Origin of the sequence: Ramlibacter tataouinensis, assembly GCF_001580455.1 — a bacterium.
GTDB lineage: Bacteria > Pseudomonadota > Gammaproteobacteria > Burkholderiales > Burkholderiaceae_C > Ramlibacter > Ramlibacter tataouinensis_B.
The window spans coordinates 1,510,964-1,527,684 of the sequence record NZ_CP010951.1 but is presented as its reverse complement, the minus strand read 5'-3'; the positions used below and the strand labels follow the sequence as shown (position 1 = coordinate 1,527,684).

The window sequence follows — 16,721 nt, the reverse complement described above, 5'->3', positions numbered from 1 at the left end:
GGGCCGGATCATGTTCTGTTTTCCCGAAGTGACTCGAATGCCGATCCAGAACCGACTTCTTGTAGCTCTTGCAGCCCTGGCCTGCCTGGGCGCGTGCAGCAGCCAATTGCCCAGGCCCACGCCTGCGAGCGAGGTGCCGGAGATCCGCCCGGGCGTCCTGGCCGGCTACTTGCCGCGCAACGCCTTGCCCAACAGCCTGACGCTATTGGCTGCGCCACCCGCATCAGGCACCGCCGCCTTCGCCGTTGACGAGGAGGCCTATCGCAGCACCCGCAGCCTGCAGGGTAGCGCGCGCTGGAAGCAGGCCAGTGAAGACGCCGTGCTGCGCTTCCCGCAGGCCGCAGCCGCATTCTCATGTGCAGCGGACTTGCCAATCACCGAGAAGGACACGCCGCACACCTACCTGCTGCTGCGTCGCACGATGGCCGATGCGGGGCTGGCCACCTACGCCGCCAAGGACAGCTACAAGCGCAAGCGGCCCTTCGCCACCTACAACGAGCCCACCTGCGCGCCGGCCGAGGAAGCGAGCCTGGCCAAGGACGGTTCCTATCCTTCCGGACACTCGTCGCTGGGGTGGGCCTGGGCCTTGGTGCTGGCCGAGATCGTGCCGGAGCGCGCCGATGCCATCCTCAAGCGCGGCGAGGCCTACGGCCAGAGCCGCGTCATCTGCGGCGTGCATTGGCAGAGCGACGTCGATGCGGGGCGCCTGGTGGCGGCTGGGGTGGTGGCGCGCGTGCACGCCGAACCGGCGTTCCTTGCCGAGGTCGAGGCCGCCCGCAAGGAGATTCGCGAGGCACGCAGCAAGAAGCTCGCTCCGTCGCGCGACTGCGGGGCCGAAGCGCAGGCGCTCGGCACACGCTGATTTGTCTTCCTCCTTCCCCCGGAGGGGGAGGGAGAGGGAGCCTAGGGTGCCTTCACGAGCTGGGGCGGGAAGTACTTTCCTTCCATCAGATCGTCCGTGGCCCCGTAGAACCGGTAGGTCAGGTTGTACTTGCCCTCCTCGGGGGTTGGCAGCCAGTTCGATTCGGGATGGTTGTCAGGCTTTTTCGGCGCGTACACCAGGGTGAGCGAGCCATCGGCGTTGAACTTCAACGGAGACAGGTTGCTGCTCAGGATGTGGCGCTTGAGCGGATTGGGAATGACGTGGAACTGCTTCGCATCGACGGCCGTAACCGACCAGTAGTACTTGGCCTTGCCGTTCGGCAGTGCCTCCTTGGGAAAGGTTTGCGTGTAGACGGCGCCGCCATCGAGCCCACGCGCCGCGTAGGCAACGTATTCCCGGGCATTGTTGGCCCAGATCCCGGCGATGTTGGTCAGGGTGCGGGCGGGGTAGCTGCTTCCATAGTTGCCGAGCGTGGGCTGGGACCAGCCGCCCTGCGTCTTGCCCAGCGTAGCGCGGTACTTGCCAAGCGCCGGCACGCCAAGTTCGCGGATCGCCTTCTCCACCCTCGCGCGGCCTTCGGGCCCCGACTTGACGATCGCCTCTGCCGCGCGCACGTACGCACGGACCGCGTCCATGCCGGGATTGATGTCGGATTCGCTGGCCAGGATCGCCGACGCCTGCTCGAACGCTTCCGCACCGGGCAACTGTGCGAAGGTGAACAAGGGCACCTGCGGCGGCGGCTCGATCTTCGGCTGGCCGAGCGGGGTGAGCTTGAACTGATGCTGCAGGCGCACGGCCTCCGCGGCATCCTTGCCCAGCTCGATGCGTGCCAGCACGCGACTCGTCCGGCTGGGCAGGTCGATGCGCAGCGCACCCGCAGGGACTTGCACATTCGCACCCTTCAGGCACAGGGCGTAGCGGCCATGCGGTTGCTGGGGGAAATTGCGGTCGTGGATGTTGAGGACGGTCTCGCCCCAGCCATTGAGCATTTGCCAGCCGTAGTAGCGGCCTGTGATCTTGGGGATCTCCAGCAGCACGCAAGACTGTTCGTCCACGGCGACCCACGCCTCGCTGTAAACGACGTCCAGGTTGGGGTTGGACCACTTCACGCCACCCGCCTCGCGGTGGACGAGCGTGTTCCAGGAAAGGCCCTCGCGCTCGAAGTCCAGGCGCTGCTGACGCAGAACCAGCAGCCGGCCGAGCAGGTACACGTAGGCCTCCGAGATCTCCTGGTCGGTCACGGCGGCCGGCGCGGATTGGCTTGCTGCCGTCCCGGCGTCACTCGGCTGCGGCGACGTGGCGGCATGGGCTGGGGCGAATGCCGCGAGCAGCAGCGCAGGCACGAGCAGCCGCTTGGGTGGCGTCGTAGTTTCCATTGTCATCGTTGGTTCCAAAGGGTTGTGGGTGCCGGAGAATCTATGGCCCGGTTGCGCCCTGCCGCCCCACCCAAAGCGAACTGGGGCGGGTTTACGATAGGTGGGGTCATGGCACTGTTCACCTTGCCCCTGGAAGTGCGTTCCTGATCGATGAATTTCGACAAGCTTTTCATTTCCACGAAGTTCGCGCCGCCGCAGATCGGCGCGCGATATATCCATAGAGGACATCTGCTGGAGTTGCTGCGCAGCGAGCAGCGCTGCACGCTCGCGCTGATCACCGGCAGCGCCGGCTTCGGCAAGACGGTGCTCCTGGCGCAGTGGCGCCAGGAGCTCATCAAGAACGGCGACGAGGTCTCCTGGCTGTCCCTGAGCCACGACGACAAGGATCTCGCGACCTTCTGTGCCTATCTGCTCGCGGCCTTGCGCCGCCTGGGCATTCCGGTCGAAGACGACGCGCTGCTTGACGGGGACATCGGGAAATCGACCGATGTCGTCGTCGCCGCCATCGTCAACGCCGCGGCCGCGAGTTCCTCATCCAAGGACCTGTACCTCATCGTCGACGACTACCACCATGTCAGCGATCAGCGCGCACATGGGCTGATGCAAAAGCTGATCGACCACTGCCCCCCGAACCTGCACGTCGTGATCGCCTCGCGCACCACGCCGCCCCTGACCGTCAGCCGCCTGCGGGTGCTGGGGCGCCTGGCGGAAGTGGGGTTCAGCGAGTTGCCCTTCAACCTGGAAGAAACGCGGTCCTTCTTTGACCGCAACCTCGGCGCGATGAAGCTGGGGCCGGACGAAGTGCGGCTGATCCACGACAAGACCAGCGGCTGGCCCGCCAGCCTGGAACTCATGGCGATCATGCTGCGCACGCGGCCCGAAACGCGCACCGGCCTGCGGCAATTGGGTGGCAATTCGAGCGAGCTTCAGGCCTACCTGGCCGAGGACGTCCTGGCCCACCTGCCGGCCGCATCGATCGACTTCATGGAGCAGACGTCGGTCTGCCGCCGCTTCAACGCCGACCTGGCGCAGGCGGTGACCGGGCAGTCGAACGCGGCAGAGCTGATCCAGCAGGCGGAGGAACAGAACCTGTTCATCTACCGCGTGGAGTTCGAGGACGACCTGCTCTGGTACCGCTTCCATCCGCTGTTCGGCGATCTCCTGTTCACGCGCCTGAAGCGTCGCGGGCGAGCGGTCGTCGAGCAAGCCAACCGGCGCGCCAGCCGGTGGTTCGCCGACCGCGGCCTGCTCATAGAAGCCGTTCGACACGCCATCCACGGCGGTGACCTGGACTTTGCCGTCGGGGCAATCGAGAACGCCGCCCCGGCCACCTGGAGCCTAAGCTACATCCGCCTCATGCTGAACCTGCTGGAACGCGTGCCGCAGGAAACCCTGCACGCGCATCCGAACCTGTTCTTTCTCGCGTGCCTCTCCTTCGCGTTCTCGGCCCGTCCCGCCGAGGGTGAACGATGGATCGCCAAGATGCGCGAGAGCGAGGCCGCGACGATACCGGCCATCTCGTCCAAGCTGCCCCTGGTGGATGGCGCCGTGGCCTTGCACCGCGACGATTCCAGGCGCGCCCTCGACCTGCTGGAGCCCATGAGGGACCAGGTGTTCGAGAACCGGTTCCTGCGCCACTCGTACCTGGTGCTGATGATGTCGGCGTATTCGGCGGTCGGCCGCTATGCCGACGCGTACCGGTTGCTCGACCAGAACCCGATCGCCCCCGAAGACCGCCTGAGCGACATGGCGATCCTGGCCGAAGCCACGCGCGCCTCCCTGATGCTGCAGGAGGGCAACGCCAGGGAAGGGGCACGCCTGATTACGATCGAGCTCGCCCGCAGCATCAGTGCGCATGGGCGCCAGTCCGCCTGCGCCGACATGTGCGCCGCAACGCTGGCCGATGCCTACTATGAACTGGACCGCATCGACGATGCGCGCGAGACGGTCTCCAACCGTGTCAGCATTCTTCGGTCGGCCATGCCCTCCCTGATGATCTCGGCTGCGCTTTGCCACGCCCGATTGGATGGCCTGCAGGAGTCGCCGGACAAGGCGCTCGCGTTTCTCGATTGGCACGCCGCGCACTATCACAGCCTGGGCCTGGACCGTCCGGTGGCCTACATGCTGGCCGAACAAGTCCGCGTTCTGCTGCAAAAGGGCGACCGCGCACGTGCCGCCGACCTGTCGGCCCGGCTGAACGGGCTGGGCGAACGCCACGCCAACGCCGAGGGACTGCGCGCCGAGATACCGGCGCTGGCCGCTTTGGCGCGTGCCCGCCTGTCCCTAGTCAACAGCGACCCCGAAGACGCGCTGCGCGGGCTATCGACGGTGCGCCAAGTGGCCCAGCGGTATGGGCGCGGCAGGATGGTGGTGTCGGCGGACATTCTTTCCGCGCTCGCACTCGACTATTTGAGGCGGGACTCTGAGGCCGACGAACTGCTGCTCCACGTGCTGCACGCGGGGGCTCGATTCGGCCTGGTGCGGACCTTTGTGGACGAAGGCCCGCGGGTCGGCCAACTGCTGGCCCGGCTTCAAGGACACGCCCAGCTCGATGCCCAGGCCTCCCAATACCTTGCCGATTTGCTCTCAAGATTCGGCGGCGGCAGCACCAAAGCCCCGGAGGCGGTGAAAAAGCAAGCGGCCTCGGCCCGCGTCGACCCCACGGAGGAGCGCGTCAGCCTGACACCGCGCGAGTTCGAGATCTTGACCTTGATCTCGAAGGCCATGTCCAGCAAGCGCGTGGCGCAAACGCTGAACATCGCCCCCGAAACGGTGAAGTGGAACCTCCGCAACATCATGGCCAAGCTGCGCGTGTCGAGCCGCTACGACGCGTTGGCCCGGGCGCGCAAGCAAGGGTTGATCGAGTAGCTTCGGCAGGCAGTACTCCACTTCAATGGTGTCATGACGCAGATCCCGATCATCGACATTGCCGCCTTGCAGTCGGCCGACCCCACCCGTCGCGCCGCCGTCGCGGGCGCTATCGGTGCAGCCTGCCGGGACACCGGCTTCTTCGCCATCACGGGCCACGGGGTGGCGGGGGAGCGGATCGCCGACACGTTTGCGGCGGCCGCGCAGTTCTTCGCCCAGCCGCTCGAAGCGAAGCAGCGGCTGGCCATCGGCACGCACGGCCACAACCGCGGCTACGTTGCGCTCGCAACCGAATCGCTCGACGAGAAGGCGCAGCCCGACCTGAAGGAGGCTTTCAACGTCATCTGGACCGACGAGGCGACCCGGCCGCCCAACGTGTGGCCGGCACTGCCCGGGTGGCGCGAGCGGGTCCAGGCCTATTTCGACGCCGTGCACGCCGTCGGCCGCCGGCTGCACGCGGCGTTTGCCCTGGACTTACGCTTGCCCGAGGACTTCTTCGCCGACAAGATTGACCGGCCACAGGCCACGCTGCGGCTGCTTCACTACCCGGCAGCCTTCGCATCCGACGCGCCGGCCGGCCAGGCGGGCGCCGGAACCCATACCGACTACGGCAACGTGACGCTGCTGGCAACCGACGGTGTCGCGGGCCTGCAGGTCCGGCGCCGCGACGGCGGCTGGATCGACGTGCCGCCGCTGCCGGGTGCCTTCGTCTGCAACATTGGCGACTGCCTGATGCGCTGGTCCAACGACGTGTACGTCTCCACGCCGCACCGCGTGCTGCCTCCGCGCCAGGAGCGCTACTCCATCGCTTTCTTCCTGGACCCGAACCCGGATGCACTGGTCAGCGCGCTGCCGGGCTGCGTGCCGCCGGGCGAGGCGCCGAAGTCCCCCCCGGTGACGGCCGCCGACTACCTCCAGCAGCGTTTTACCGAGACCTACAAGCATCTGTCCGGGAAACGCGCAGGCGCCTGATCTGACCTGCCCCGGCGCGCCGGAAGCCCGCGACACGCGAATCAGTAAATCATCACCGGTACCAGCGGCCGCGAGATGGGCATCAGCGTGTCGAGCAGCCTGCAGCCGTGCACATCGTCGAAGTCGTAGTCGATCTGGTTGATCGGCGTCTTGTAGCGGGTCTTGATGCCGCCGTCGAAGTTCGAGGGCGACAGGCGCTGGAAGAGCTCGAGACGGTTTTCGTACGGCAAGAGGTTGACGTAGGCGTCGCTGAACTTCGGCCAACTCGGCAGCCCCGAGCCATTGGGATTGCCGGTGCGGGCGAAGTTGCCCCAGTACTTTCGCATCTTCGCAGCCAGGTCCAGCTGCGAGGAGCTCAGGGCCGGCATCGGGTCGCCATTCAGGACGTTCCTGCCGTGATTGAACAGGTAGTGGAGTTCGTCGACATGCGCGGAGCCCGTCAGCCCGACGCGGGTCGGATGGATGCCCGGGGAGTTGGGATCCTCGAACTCGTAGCCATAGACGGCGGTTTGGGGCGCCAGGCGGCGACGGAACACTGCGGCGGGGCATGAGAAGTCGAAGCCGGACACGCCTTCCGACAACACACGGCCATAGTCGTTGCCATAGAAGGCAGGCGGGTACAGGGTGTAGACCATGGCTTGGAGGGAGAAGTCCACCAGCCCGTCCAGCGCATAGCCATGCACGAAGGCATCGAGTGCCTGGTCGACGTCGGCCTTGACGACCTGGCGGCCCAGGCCACGCTCCATCGTGGCGACGACCGCATGGCCTTCCCTGCGGTTGCTGCCGATGATCATCGGCACCTTGGCGATCTGGCCGGTGGTGATGGCATCCATCGGGTTGATCGGGAACACCACGCCATCGACCACCGGCGCATGTTTCAAGCCCTTGTTGGCCAGTGCGCTGCCGAGTGAGAACACCGCGGTGCTGGTGATCTCATCGGCGGTCCTGCTGCGCAGGCACGCCAACTTGGCAGCGTCGCCACTGACATTGCAGCCCATGGCCGCCGTCATCTCGTTGGCGCGTTCAACGGCCAGCCAACCTGGCAGCACGTTGCCGATGAGCAGTTGCGCCGGGCTCTGGGCGATCGCCTTCTGGAACAGGCCGCGCGACCTGGGCGACGAGAGATGCAGCATGACGCTGATGCCGCCGGCCGATTCCCCTGCGACGGTCACGTTGTTGGGGTTGCCGCCAAAGGCGCCAATGTTGCTCCTGACCCACTTCAGTGCCTCGACCTGATCGAGAAAACCATAGTTGCCAGTCGAGTGGTCCGGCGCCTCGCGGCCGAGTTCGGGCAGGGCGCTGAAGCCCAGGGGCCCCACGCGGTAGTTGATCGTGACCACGACCATGTTGTTGTCGGTCGCCAGCGTGGAGCGTTCGTAGAGGCCCCCGGTGCCAATGGCAAAGGCGCCACCGTGGATCCAGAAGAAGACTGGCAGGTTCGAACTGGCTGTGGTGCCGGCCGGGCGGGACACGGTGAGGTAGAGACAGTCTTCGTCGCCGACCGTGATCTCCTGCGTGGTGCCCGACGGCATGGCCTTCTGCTTGCACATCTTGAGGGACGGGTCGGAGCCGTTGTGGGTGCCACCTGCAAAGGCGCCGGCTGGGATCGGCGCCTTCCAGCGCAGGTTGCCCACCGGCGGCTGGGCGTATGGGATGTTGCGGTACACGTCCTGGCCGGTACTGTCGGTTCCCAGGACTGCGCCTTGGGCAATGAAGACCGACGGCGCGGCGTGGGCCAGCAAGCTGCCAGTCAGGGCGGCCGCAGCCACGATGCAGCGGGCATTGCGGATGATTCGACTCATGTCTCTTATCTCCATGGTGACCACGCCGGTTGTTTCGAAACCTCCAGTACTACTTTGGCGTAGCGGCGCACAGACTAAGAGGGAAGGCGGGACGGCCAAACCCCCCGAAACGGGTAGGCGAGTTAACCACTAGAAGCGACAGCCGACGGCCGTGGAAGGTCGTCACCGGCGATGTCAGACCACAGCGCCGGGCCCGTGTACTCGCGCCATCAGGGGTTGCCCGCCCCTCCAGAAAGGGGGGGCCTCGTTCAAAGGTGTATCGCCTAACGTTGCTGGCCGCACGTGAGGCGCGCCCTTTGCGCCCACGTCCAACGTGACTTGGAGCAAACCCATGAAACCCGTCATCGCCCTTCTGGGGCTTGTCCTCGCGCTGCCTGTCGCCGCCCTGGCCCAAACCCAGGGTGTCAGCAAGACCGAAATCCTCGTCGGATCGATCCAGGACCTCTCCGGCCCGGCGGCCGGCTTCGGCAAGCAAGCGCGTGCTGGCATGCAGCTGCGCGTGGACGAGCTCAACGAGCAGGGCGGCATCCACGGACGCAAGATCCGCCTGCTGGTCGAGGACTCGGCCTACGACCCGCGCAAGGCAGTGCTCGCGGCACAGAAGCTGGTCAACAGCGATGGCATCTTCATCATGGCCGGACACGTCGGCACGGCGCACAACATCGCCGTGATGCCGCTGCTGTTCGAGAAAAACATCGTCAACTTCATGCCGCTGACCGCCGCGCGCGAGATGTACGAGCCGGCGCACAAGCTGAAGTACGCCTTGAACGTGTCGTACTACGACGCGCTGTTCGTCACCGCGCCGATGCTGGCGAAGGAAAAGGGCCTGAAGCGGCCGTGCATGCTGTACCAGGACGACGAGGGCGGCCTGGAGATGCTGCGCGGGGCCGAGGACGGCCTGAAGAGCATCGGCCAGCAGCTCGTCGAGAAGACCTCGTACAAGCGCGGGGCCACCGATTTCTCGTCGCAGGTGGCGCGCATGAAGGCGGCCGGCTGCGACTTCGTCGTGCTCGGCACCATCATCCGCGAGACGGTCGGCGCGATGGCCGAGGCGCGCAAGACCGGCTTCAGCCCGGTGTTCCTGGGCACCACCGCCGCCTACACCGACCTCGTCCCGAAGCTGGGCGGCCCGGCCGTGGACGGTCTCTATGCCGCGATGGGCCCGCAGCAGCCTTATGTCGACGACGGCTCGCCGGCGCTGCGTGCCTGGGCCGGCAAGTACAAGACGCGCTTCAACGAGGACCCTAGCGTGGTCTCGGTCTACGGGTACGTGCTGATGGACCTGTTCATCAAGGCGGCCGAGAAGGCCGGCCCGAATCTCACCACCGACAGCTTCGTCAAGACCATGGACGGCATGAGCTTTGCGCCCGACATGTTCGGCACCGACGCGTTGACCTTCTCGCCGACCAAGCGCCTGGGCAGCGACGCCGCGCGCTTGTCACAATTGCAGAACGGGCGCTGGAAAGTGCTGACCGGCTACACCAAGCCGGCCCGCTGAAGACGACGCGAGGGAGGCCGGCTTGGAGGTGCTACAGACTTTCGTCAGCGGGATCGCGCAGGGCTGCATATACGGCCTCATCGCGCTCGGCTTCGTGCTGATCTACAAGGCCACCGAGACGGTCAGCTTCGCCCAGGGCGAGCTGATGATGCTCGGCGGGTTCGCCGGCCTGGCGCTGACCACCGTGCTGGGCCTGCCGTTCTGGGCCGCGCTGCCGATCGTCGTCGTGGCGATGGCCGGCTTCGGCATCGGCCTCGAGCGCGTCGCGCTGCGGCCGGTGCTCGGCCAACCGACCTTCGCCGTCGTGATGCTGACCATCGGCATCAGCTACATGGCACGCGGCGCCATCACGATGGTGCCCTCCATCGGCACCGACACGCACCGGCTCGCCGTGCCGTACAAGGACGAAGTGCTGCGCCTCGGCGGCATGGTCCTGGCAGTGGAGCAGCTGGCGGTGATCGTTGCCACCGCGCTGCTGTGCGGACTGCTGTACCTGCTGTTCAGCCGCAGCCGCATCGGCATCGCGATGCAGGCGAGCTCGCAGAACCAGCTGGCGGCTTACTACATGGGCATCCCGGTGCAACGCCTGAACGGGCTGGTCTGGGGCCTGGCCGCCGCCGTGGCGGCCGTCGCCGGGCTGCTGCTGGCGCCCATCACCTTCGTGCACGCCAACATGGGCTTCATCGGCCTGAAGGCCTTTCCGGCCGCCGTGGTCGGCGGTTTCGGCAGCCTGCCCGGTGCGATCGTCGGCGGGCTGCTGGTCGGCCTGGTCGAAGCCTTTGCCGGCTTCTACCTGCCCGAGGGGCTGAAGGACATCGCGGCCTACGTGGTCGTGCTTGTGATGCTGGTGATCAAGCCGAACGGCCTCTTTGGCGAAAAAACACTTAAGAAGGTCTAAGAACATGGGCCCCCACGCTCGTCACTTCGTGTACTTGCTGGCCTTGCAGGCCGCGGCGCCGCCCGAGGCAGCGCCTCTTCGGGCTGTCCAAGCCTGCGCGGGCAGGCCTGGAGCCGCAGTCCTCAGCCCCTCGGGGGCCTCAGCCTCCTTGAGGCGGCTCGGCGGAGGCTGAATGCGTTTCACGTTCAAAACGTCCTACGACCAGGACATCGCCCTCGCCAAGCATGGCGGGCATCGCTTCTGGTACGGCGCGCTGCTGCTGGCATTGCTGGCAGCCCCCTGGTGGCTGGGCAACTACGGCCTCGCTCAACTGAGCTTCATGCTGATCTATTCGATCGTCGGCCTGGGGCTGATGCTGCTGGCCGGCTACACCGGGCTGTTCTCGATCGGACACGCGGCCTTCCTGGGTGCCGGCGCTTACGTCGAGGCCAAGCTGGCGGCGGCAGGGGTGCCGTTTCCGGTGTCGGTCTCATGCGCCGCGCTGCTGTCAGCGGCGGTCGGCGTGGTGGTGGGGCTGCCCGCGCTGCGCGTCAAAGGCATCTACCTCGGTATCGCGACACTGGCCTTCGGCCTCATCGTCGAAGAGGTGTTCGCGCGGTGGGAGGGTGTGACCGGCGGCAACGCCGGCCTTTCCGTCGCCGGCCTCCAGATCTTCGGCTGGCGCGCCGACAGTGCGGCGTCGTTTTACTTCGTCTGCCTCGCGTGCACGGTGTTGGCGACGCTCGGCGTTCTGAACCTGCTGCGCGCGCCGGTCGGGCGCGCGTTCGTCGCCATCCGTGATTCGGAGATCTCGGCGCAGAGCATGGGCATCCGGCTGGCCTACTACAAGACGCTGGCGTTCGCGGTGTCCGCTGCGCTGGCCGGCATCGGAGGCGCCTTGTACGCGCACCAGATCCGCTTCATCTCGCCCGACCAGTTCGGCATCGTGCAGTCGATCGACCTGCTGCTGATGGTGGTGATCGGCGGGCTGGGTTCGATCCACGGCGTCTTCCTCGGCGCGATCTTCCTGATCGCCATGCCGCAGGCGATCGCCGCCGTGAAGGACCTGTTGCCGGCCGCGATCGGGCAGGCGCCGGGGCTGCAGGCCTTTGTCTACGGCGCGGTGCTGGTGGCCTTCGTGCTGTTCGAGCCGTACGGGCTGTACGGCCGCTGGGTGAAGGTGCGGACCTGGCTGCAGATGTTCCCGTTCTACCGGCGCGGCATGTTCGCGCGGCAGAAGAGTTTCCAGAAGTCCGAGAGGGTTCGATGAGCGGTGCTTCCCAGACGACCGCGCCACTGCTGTCGGTGCGCGATCTGTGCGTGCAGTTCGGTGGCGTGCGCGCCGTCGACGGTGTGAGTTTCGACGTGCAGCGCGGCGAGGTATTCACGCTGGTCGGCCCGAACGGCGCCGGCAAGACGACGGTTTTCAATCTGATCAGCCGGATCTACAACGCCAGTGCCGGCAGCATCGAATACGAAGGCCGCGCGCTCGGTCAGGTCGCCCCGCACGCCATCGCCCGCCTGGGTATCGCGCGCACCTTCCAGAACATCGAGCTGTTCGAGCACGCGACGGTGCTGCAGAACCTGTTGATCGGCCGTCACGTGCACCATGCGCACGGCTTCTGGAGTCAATTGGTCTTCAGCCCTGCCGTGCGGCGCACCGAACGCGCGACGCGGCGCAAGGTGGAGGAAGTGATCGAATTCCTCGACCTGCAGCACTACCGCGACACGCTGGTCACGGGCCTGCCCTACGGCGTGCGCAAGGTGGTCGAACTCGCGCGGGCACTGGCCACGGAGCCGAAGCTGCTGCTGCTGGACGAGCCGTCTTCGGGCCTGAACGTCGAGGAGACTGGCGACATGGCCTTCTGGATCCAGGACATCCGCAACGACCTCGGCATCACCGTGCTGATGGTCGAGCACGACATGTCGCTGGTCTCGCGGGTCTCGGACCGTGTGCTGGCGATGAGCCAGGGCAGGGTGCTGGCGCTCGGCACGCCGGCGCAAGTGCAGTCGCATCCCGGGGTGATCGAGGCCTACCTTGGCACGGCGGGCGAAGCCGAGTCGCTGCGGCGACCGAAGCTGGTGGCCGAGCCGGAACGCGTGCCGGAGGCGGAGGTGATGCAATGAACGACGCCATCCTCACGCTGTCCAACGTCGAAAGCGCCTACGGCCCGGTGAAGGCCCTGCGCGGCGTGAGCCTGCGCGTGCGTGAAGGCGAGGTCGTCACGGTGCTCGGCGCCAATGGCGCCGGCAAGTCGACGATCCTCAAGACCATCTCCGGCATCATCGACCCGCGCAAGGGAACGATTGAGTTCGCCGGCAATGACATCACAGCGCGCGACCCGGCCCACATCGTCGGCCTGGGCCTGAGCCACGTGCCCGAAGGGCGCGAGGTGTTTCCGCTGCTGTCGGTGGGCGACAACCTCGCGATGGGCGCGTTCACGCGCAAGGACCGCGACGGCGCCGCGCGCGATCTCGAGGCGGTGTATCGCTACTTCCCGATCCTGAAGGATCGGGCCAGCCAGCCGGCAGGCCTGCTGTCGGGCGGGCAGCAGCAGATGCTGGCGATCAGCCGGGCGCTGATGGCCGACCCGCGCTTGATCCTGCTGGACGAGCCCAGCCTGGGCCTGTCGCCCAAGCTCACGAAGGACATCTTCGAGATCGTCGTGCGCATCAACCGCGAGCGGGGCACCACCATGCTGCTGGTGGAGCAGAACGCCCAGATGGCGCTCAATGCCGCCGACCACGGCTATGTGCTGGAGAACGGCCGCATCGTCATGGAAGACCGCTGCGAGGTGCTGCGCGAGAAGGACGACATCAAGGAGTTCTACCTCGGCATGAAGGAAGCCGGTGCCCGCGGGGAGCGGCGCTGGAAGATGAAGAAGAACTGGAGGTAGCATGGCCCACATCGGTTCGTGCGCAGAGGGCGACACCATCACCGCGATGTTCTGGAACGGCGTGGCGCGCCGCGGCGAGCGCGTCTTCATGCGCGAGAAGGAACTCGGCGTCTGGCGCAGCTGGAGCTGGGACGAGACCGCGCAGGCCGTGCGCGAGACCGCGATGGGTCTCGCATCTCTGGGATTCATGCCGGGCGATTGCGCGTCCATCCTGTCGAACACGGTGATCGAATGGGTGATCGCCGATCTCGCGGTGCTGAGCGCCGGTGGCGTGTCCAACGGCATCTACCCCACCGACGCGGCGAGCCAGGTGCAGTACCTGTGCGCCGACTCGCGCACCACGGTGCTGTTCGTCGAGGACGAAGAGCAGCTGGACAAGGCGCTGGCCGCGCGCGAGGAACTGCCGCTGCTGCGCCACATCGTCGTCTTCGACACCACGGGCTTGCAGCACTGCGACGATCCGATGGTGATGAGCCTCTCGGCGCTTCGCGACCGCGGTGGCGCGCACGATGCGGGCCAGCCCGGCGAGTTCGACCGGCGCCGCCAGTGCCGCCAGCCGCAAGACCTTGCCATCCTGGTCTATACCTCCGGCACCACGGGCAAGCCCAAGGGGGCGATGCACAGCCACGCCGGGCTGATGCATTCCGTGCGCGGCGGGAACGCCGCGCTGCCGCAGCACGAGGGCGACCAGCGGATGTGTTTCCTGCCGCTGTGCCACATGGCCGAACGCCTGGGCGGCGAGTACATCGCCATCTACACCGGCACGGTGCTGAACTTCGTCGAGAACCCCGAGACGGTGCCGGAGAACGTGCGCGAGATCGCGCCGACCGTGTTCCTCGCCGTCCCGCGCGTGTGGGAGAAGTTCTATTCCGCGGTGAACCTCGCCGTGGCGGAAGCCGGCGCGGTGCAGCAGTGGGCCTGGCGACGGGCCATCGCCGTCGGCGAGCAGGTCGCCGATCGCCTGCTGGCCGGCCAGCGCCCCGCATGGGGCTTGCGGGCGCGCTTCGCCGTCGCCAAGGCGCTGGTGCTGAACAACGCGTGCCGGATGATCGGCATCCATCGCGCGCGCTTCCTTGTCACCGGCGCCGCGCCGATCTCGCCGAACCTGGTGCGCTGGTACCTTGCGCTCGGCGTGCCCATGCTCGAATGCTGGGGCCAGACCGAGTCCGGCGGTGCGGCGACCTCGATGCCCTTCGACCGCATCCGGCCCGGCTCGATCGGCCGCGCCTGCGCGCACAACGAGGTGAAGGTCGATCCTGCGACCGGCGAGTTGCTGATCCGGGGTCCGGGTGTGTTCATGGGCTACCTGAACCAGCCGGAGAAGACCGCCGAGACGATCGATGCCGACGGCTGGCTGCACACCGGCGACGTCGGCAGCGTGGACGACGAAGGATTCTTCAGGATCACCGACCGGATGAAGGACATCATCATCACGGCCGGCGGCAAGAACATCACGCCCAGCGAATTCGAGAACGAGCTGAAGTTCTCGCCCTACATCACCGACGCGGTGGTGATCGGCGACCGCCGCGCCTACCTCACGGCGCTGATCATGATCGACCAGGACAACGTCGAGACCTGGGCGCAGCAGCACGACGTGCCGTTCTCGAACTACCAGAGCCTGGCACGCGCTGCCGAAGTCCGGGCCCTGATCCAGGCCGAGGTCGACAAGGTCAACCGCAAGTTCGCGCGCGTCGAGCAGGTGCGCGCCTTCCGCCTTCTCGAGACGCGGCTCACCGCCGAGGACGAGGAACTGACGCCGACCATGAAGCTCAAGCGCAGCTTCGTGCAGAAGAAGTACGCTGCGGTGATCGATGGCATGTACCAGGGCCGATAGCGATAGCGATCGCGTGCTCGGTGCCCACCCCAAAGTGGAGGGGTAAACCCGAAGCAAGACCGCGTAAGCTGACTTCGATGAAGGAATTCACGTTCAGCACGCGGACTGTCAGGCAGCTTTTCGATCTCGAAGGCAAGACCGCGGTCATCACCGGCGGCTCGCGTGGGCTCGGCCTGCAGATCGCGCAAGCGCTGGGGGAACAGGGCGCGCGCGTCGCGATCACGGCGCGCAAGCAGCATGAGCTCGACGAGGCGGTGTCACTGCTTCGCGCCAAAGGGATCGATGCCTGCGCCGTGGCCGCCGACCTGTCCCGGGAAGCGGCAGTCGCGCCGCTGCTGGCGGCCATCATCGAACGCCTGGGGCATGTCGACATCCTGGTTAACAACGCCGGCGCCACCTGGGGTGCCGCGGCGGAAGAGCATCCGATCGAGGCCTGGGACAAGGTCATGAACCTCAACGTCCGCAGCGTGTTCCTGCTCACGCAGGCGGTGGGCAAGCAGTCGATGATTCCCCGCCGGCAGGGGCGGATCATCAATGTCGCTTCGGTGACCGGCTTGCGCGGCAACGCGCCCGGGACGATGAAGACGGCGGCCTACAACACGTCGAAGGCGGCGGTCATCAACCTCACCCGCGTCCTGGCGGGCGAGTGGGGACTCTACGGGATCACCGTCAACGCCATCGCCCCCGGCTTCTTCCCGACACGCATGACGGCCGCCCATCTCGAGAAGGAGTCCGACGGTTCGCTGCAGGATCGCGCGCCCTTGCAGCGGCTCGGCGACGATGAAGACCTGAAAGGCGCCGCCGTCCTGTTTGCGTCCGACGCCGGCAAGCACATCACCGGGCAGGTCCTGGCTGTCGACGGCGGCGTGACGGCGGTGCTGTGAACGAGCCCTAACGGCGCAACGCGTGGCGACGGTGTTTCAGCTTCGGTAGCTCGAATCGATCCGGTCGAGCTTGCGCAGCAGCGCCGCCCACTCCATGAGCCCGTAGGGCCGCCTCGTGCCGGGCTGGTAGTTGTTCCAGGTTTGCTCCAGCACGTGCGGAGGCACGTCCCGCAGCTTGGTGTTGCACGACATCGCGGCGATCTGCGAGCGGCATGCCAGTTCGAGCCGGTGCGTCCAGTTGAAGGCCTCGCCGCTCGTGCGGCCGACCACCAGCGCACCGTGGTTGCGCAGGATCAGCGCTTCACCGGTGCCGAGGTCGCGGACCAGTGACGCCTTCTCGGCCTCGTCCAGCACCACGCCCTGGTACTCGTGGTAGCCGACCTTCAGGAAGCGCATCGCCGTCTGGGTGATCGGCAGCAGGCCGCAGTCGAGCGCCGACACCGCCATCGACGCCCAGCTGTGCGTGTGGATCACGCAGCCCACCTCGGGACGCGCTTCGTGAATGGCGCTGTGGATCACGTAGCCGGCCTGGTTGATGCCGTAGTCCAGCGCGCCGAAGTCCGGTTTGGAAATGATGTTGCCGGCCAGGTCCACCTTGATCAGTGAAGAGGCCGTGATCTCCTCGTACATCATCCCGTAGGGGTTGATCAGGAAGGACTCCTCGCCGGGAACGCGCACCGAAATGTGGTTGGCCATCATGTCCGACATGCCGTAGAGGTCCACCAGGCGATAGCAGGCGGCGCAATCCACGCGCGCTTGCCACTCCCCGGCCGAGCAGCGGTCCTTCATCGACGGGATCTGCAAGACGCCTTCGCTCATGTCGGTCGCTC

General features: G+C 66.7%; 13 protein-coding genes. 10 read left to right on the top strand and 3 right to left on the bottom strand.

What is annotated here, in order from left to right; genetic code table 11:
- The first annotated feature begins 37 nt into the window (after positions 1-37).
- The gene (locus tag UC35_RS07345) at positions 38-862 is read left to right on the top strand and encodes an acid phosphatase (protein ID WP_061497628.1); all 825 of its coding nucleotides are present in this window, start codon (positions 38-40) and stop codon (positions 860-862) included.
- A 41-nt stretch (positions 863-903) separates the two neighbouring features.
- Here the strand turns inward: UC35_RS07345 and UC35_RS07340 are convergent, their stop codons facing one another.
- Positions 904-2,226, bottom strand: coding sequence for a DUF1214 domain-containing protein (locus UC35_RS07340; RefSeq protein WP_227820489.1), 1,323 nt, complete (start codon positions 2,224-2,226; stop codon positions 904-906).
- A gap of 183 nt (positions 2,227-2,409) precedes the next feature.
- Between UC35_RS07340 and UC35_RS07335 the strand changes: the two genes are divergently transcribed.
- Together UC35_RS07335 and UC35_RS07330 are read left to right on the top strand one after the other, a co-directional pair.
- Positions 2,410-5,127 carry a LuxR C-terminal-related transcriptional regulator gene (locus tag UC35_RS07335; protein ID WP_061497626.1) on the top strand — a complete coding sequence of 906 codons (2,718 nt, stop codon included), beginning with the start codon at positions 2,410-2,412 and terminating at the stop codon, positions 5,125-5,127.
- Positions 5,128-5,160: 33 nt separating this feature from the next.
- Positions 5,161-6,099, top strand: a complete 939-nt coding sequence (locus tag UC35_RS07330) for an isopenicillin N synthase family dioxygenase (RefSeq protein ID WP_061497623.1) — start codon at positions 5,161-5,163, stop codon at positions 6,097-6,099.
- Positions 6,100-6,140: 41 nt separating this feature from the next.
- On the opposite strand, the gene UC35_RS07325 is transcribed toward UC35_RS07330, so the two are convergent.
- Positions 6,141-7,901 carry a carboxylesterase/lipase family protein gene (locus tag UC35_RS07325; protein ID WP_061497621.1) on the bottom strand — a complete coding sequence of 587 codons (1,761 nt, stop codon included), beginning with the start codon at positions 7,899-7,901 and terminating at the stop codon, positions 6,141-6,143.
- A gap of 331 nt (positions 7,902-8,232) precedes the next feature.
- Here UC35_RS07325 and UC35_RS07320 point away from each other — a divergent pair, with 331 nt between their 5' ends.
- The 7 genes from UC35_RS07320 (at position 8,233) to UC35_RS07290 (ending at position 15,891) form a co-directional block, all read left to right on the top strand.
- Entirely contained in the window at positions 8,233-9,399 is a 1,167-nt protein-coding gene (locus UC35_RS07320; RefSeq protein ID WP_061497620.1) for an ABC transporter substrate-binding protein, read from the top strand.
- Positions 9,400-9,421: 22 nt separating this feature from the next.
- Positions 9,422-10,297, top strand: coding sequence for a branched-chain amino acid ABC transporter permease (locus UC35_RS07315; RefSeq protein WP_061497618.1), 876 nt, complete (start codon positions 9,422-9,424; stop codon positions 10,295-10,297).
- A 172-nt stretch (positions 10,298-10,469) separates the two neighbouring features.
- On the top strand, positions 10,470-11,546 hold the full coding sequence (locus tag UC35_RS07310; protein WP_061497617.1) for a branched-chain amino acid ABC transporter permease: 1,077 nt from the start codon (positions 10,470-10,472) through the stop codon (positions 11,544-11,546).
- On the top strand, positions 11,543-12,403 hold the full coding sequence (locus UC35_RS07305) for an ABC transporter ATP-binding protein (RefSeq protein ID WP_061497615.1): 861 nt from the start codon (positions 11,543-11,545) through the stop codon (positions 12,401-12,403). The genes UC35_RS07310 and UC35_RS07305 overlap by 4 nt, the downstream gene beginning before the upstream one ends.
- A complete protein-coding gene (locus UC35_RS07300; RefSeq protein WP_061497613.1) occupies positions 12,400-13,173 on the top strand; it encodes an ABC transporter ATP-binding protein in 774 nt (257 codons plus the stop codon). Before UC35_RS07305 ends, UC35_RS07300 begins: the two co-directional genes overlap by 4 nt.
- Before the next feature lies 1 nt (position 13,174).
- Positions 13,175-15,007 carry an AMP-dependent synthetase/ligase gene (locus UC35_RS07295; protein WP_061497610.1) on the top strand — a complete coding sequence of 611 codons (1,833 nt, stop codon included), beginning with the start codon at positions 13,175-13,177 and terminating at the stop codon, positions 15,005-15,007.
- A gap of 77 nt (positions 15,008-15,084) precedes the next feature.
- Positions 15,085-15,891: an SDR family oxidoreductase gene (locus tag UC35_RS07290; protein WP_061497608.1), complete on the top strand. Its 807-nt coding sequence runs from the start codon at positions 15,085-15,087 to the stop codon at positions 15,889-15,891.
- 36 nt (positions 15,892-15,927) lie between these two features.
- Here the strand turns inward: UC35_RS07290 and UC35_RS07285 are convergent, their stop codons facing one another.
- On the bottom strand, positions 15,928-16,710 hold the full coding sequence (locus UC35_RS07285; RefSeq protein ID WP_061497606.1) for a class II aldolase/adducin family protein: 783 nt from the start codon (positions 16,708-16,710) through the stop codon (positions 15,928-15,930).
- Between the last annotated feature and the right edge of the window lie 11 nt (positions 16,711-16,721).

Bases quoted from the DNA above. Each gene is read 5' to 3' on its own strand.
- UC35_RS07295 (WP_061497610.1), top strand. From the start codon at position 13,175: ATGGCCCACATCGGTTCGTGCGCAGAGGGCGACACCATCACCGCGATG.
- UC35_RS07320 (WP_061497620.1), top strand. From the start codon at position 8,233: ATGAAACCCGTCATCGCCCTTCTGGGGCTTGTCCTCGCGCTGCCTGTC.
- UC35_RS07325 (WP_061497621.1), bottom strand. From the start codon at position 7,901: ATGAGTCGAATCATCCGCAATGCCCGCTGCATCGTGGCTGCGGCCGCC.
- UC35_RS07330 (WP_061497623.1), top strand. From the start codon at position 5,161: ATGACGCAGATCCCGATCATCGACATTGCCGCCTTGCAGTCGGCCGAC.
- UC35_RS07290 (WP_061497608.1), top strand. From the start codon at position 15,085: ATGAAGGAATTCACGTTCAGCACGCGGACTGTCAGGCAGCTTTTCGAT.
- UC35_RS07335 (WP_061497626.1), top strand. From the start codon at position 2,410: ATGAATTTCGACAAGCTTTTCATTTCCACGAAGTTCGCGCCGCCGCAG.
- UC35_RS07285 (WP_061497606.1), bottom strand. From the start codon at position 16,710: ATGAGCGAAGGCGTCTTGCAGATCCCGTCGATGAAGGACCGCTGCTCG.
- UC35_RS07345 (WP_061497628.1), top strand. From the start codon at position 38: ATGCCGATCCAGAACCGACTTCTTGTAGCTCTTGCAGCCCTGGCCTGC.
- UC35_RS07305 (WP_061497615.1), top strand. From the start codon at position 11,543: ATGAGCGGTGCTTCCCAGACGACCGCGCCACTGCTGTCGGTGCGCGAT.
- UC35_RS07300 (WP_061497613.1), top strand. From the start codon at position 12,400: ATGAACGACGCCATCCTCACGCTGTCCAACGTCGAAAGCGCCTACGGC.
- UC35_RS07310 (WP_061497617.1), top strand. From the start codon at position 10,470: ATGCGTTTCACGTTCAAAACGTCCTACGACCAGGACATCGCCCTCGCC.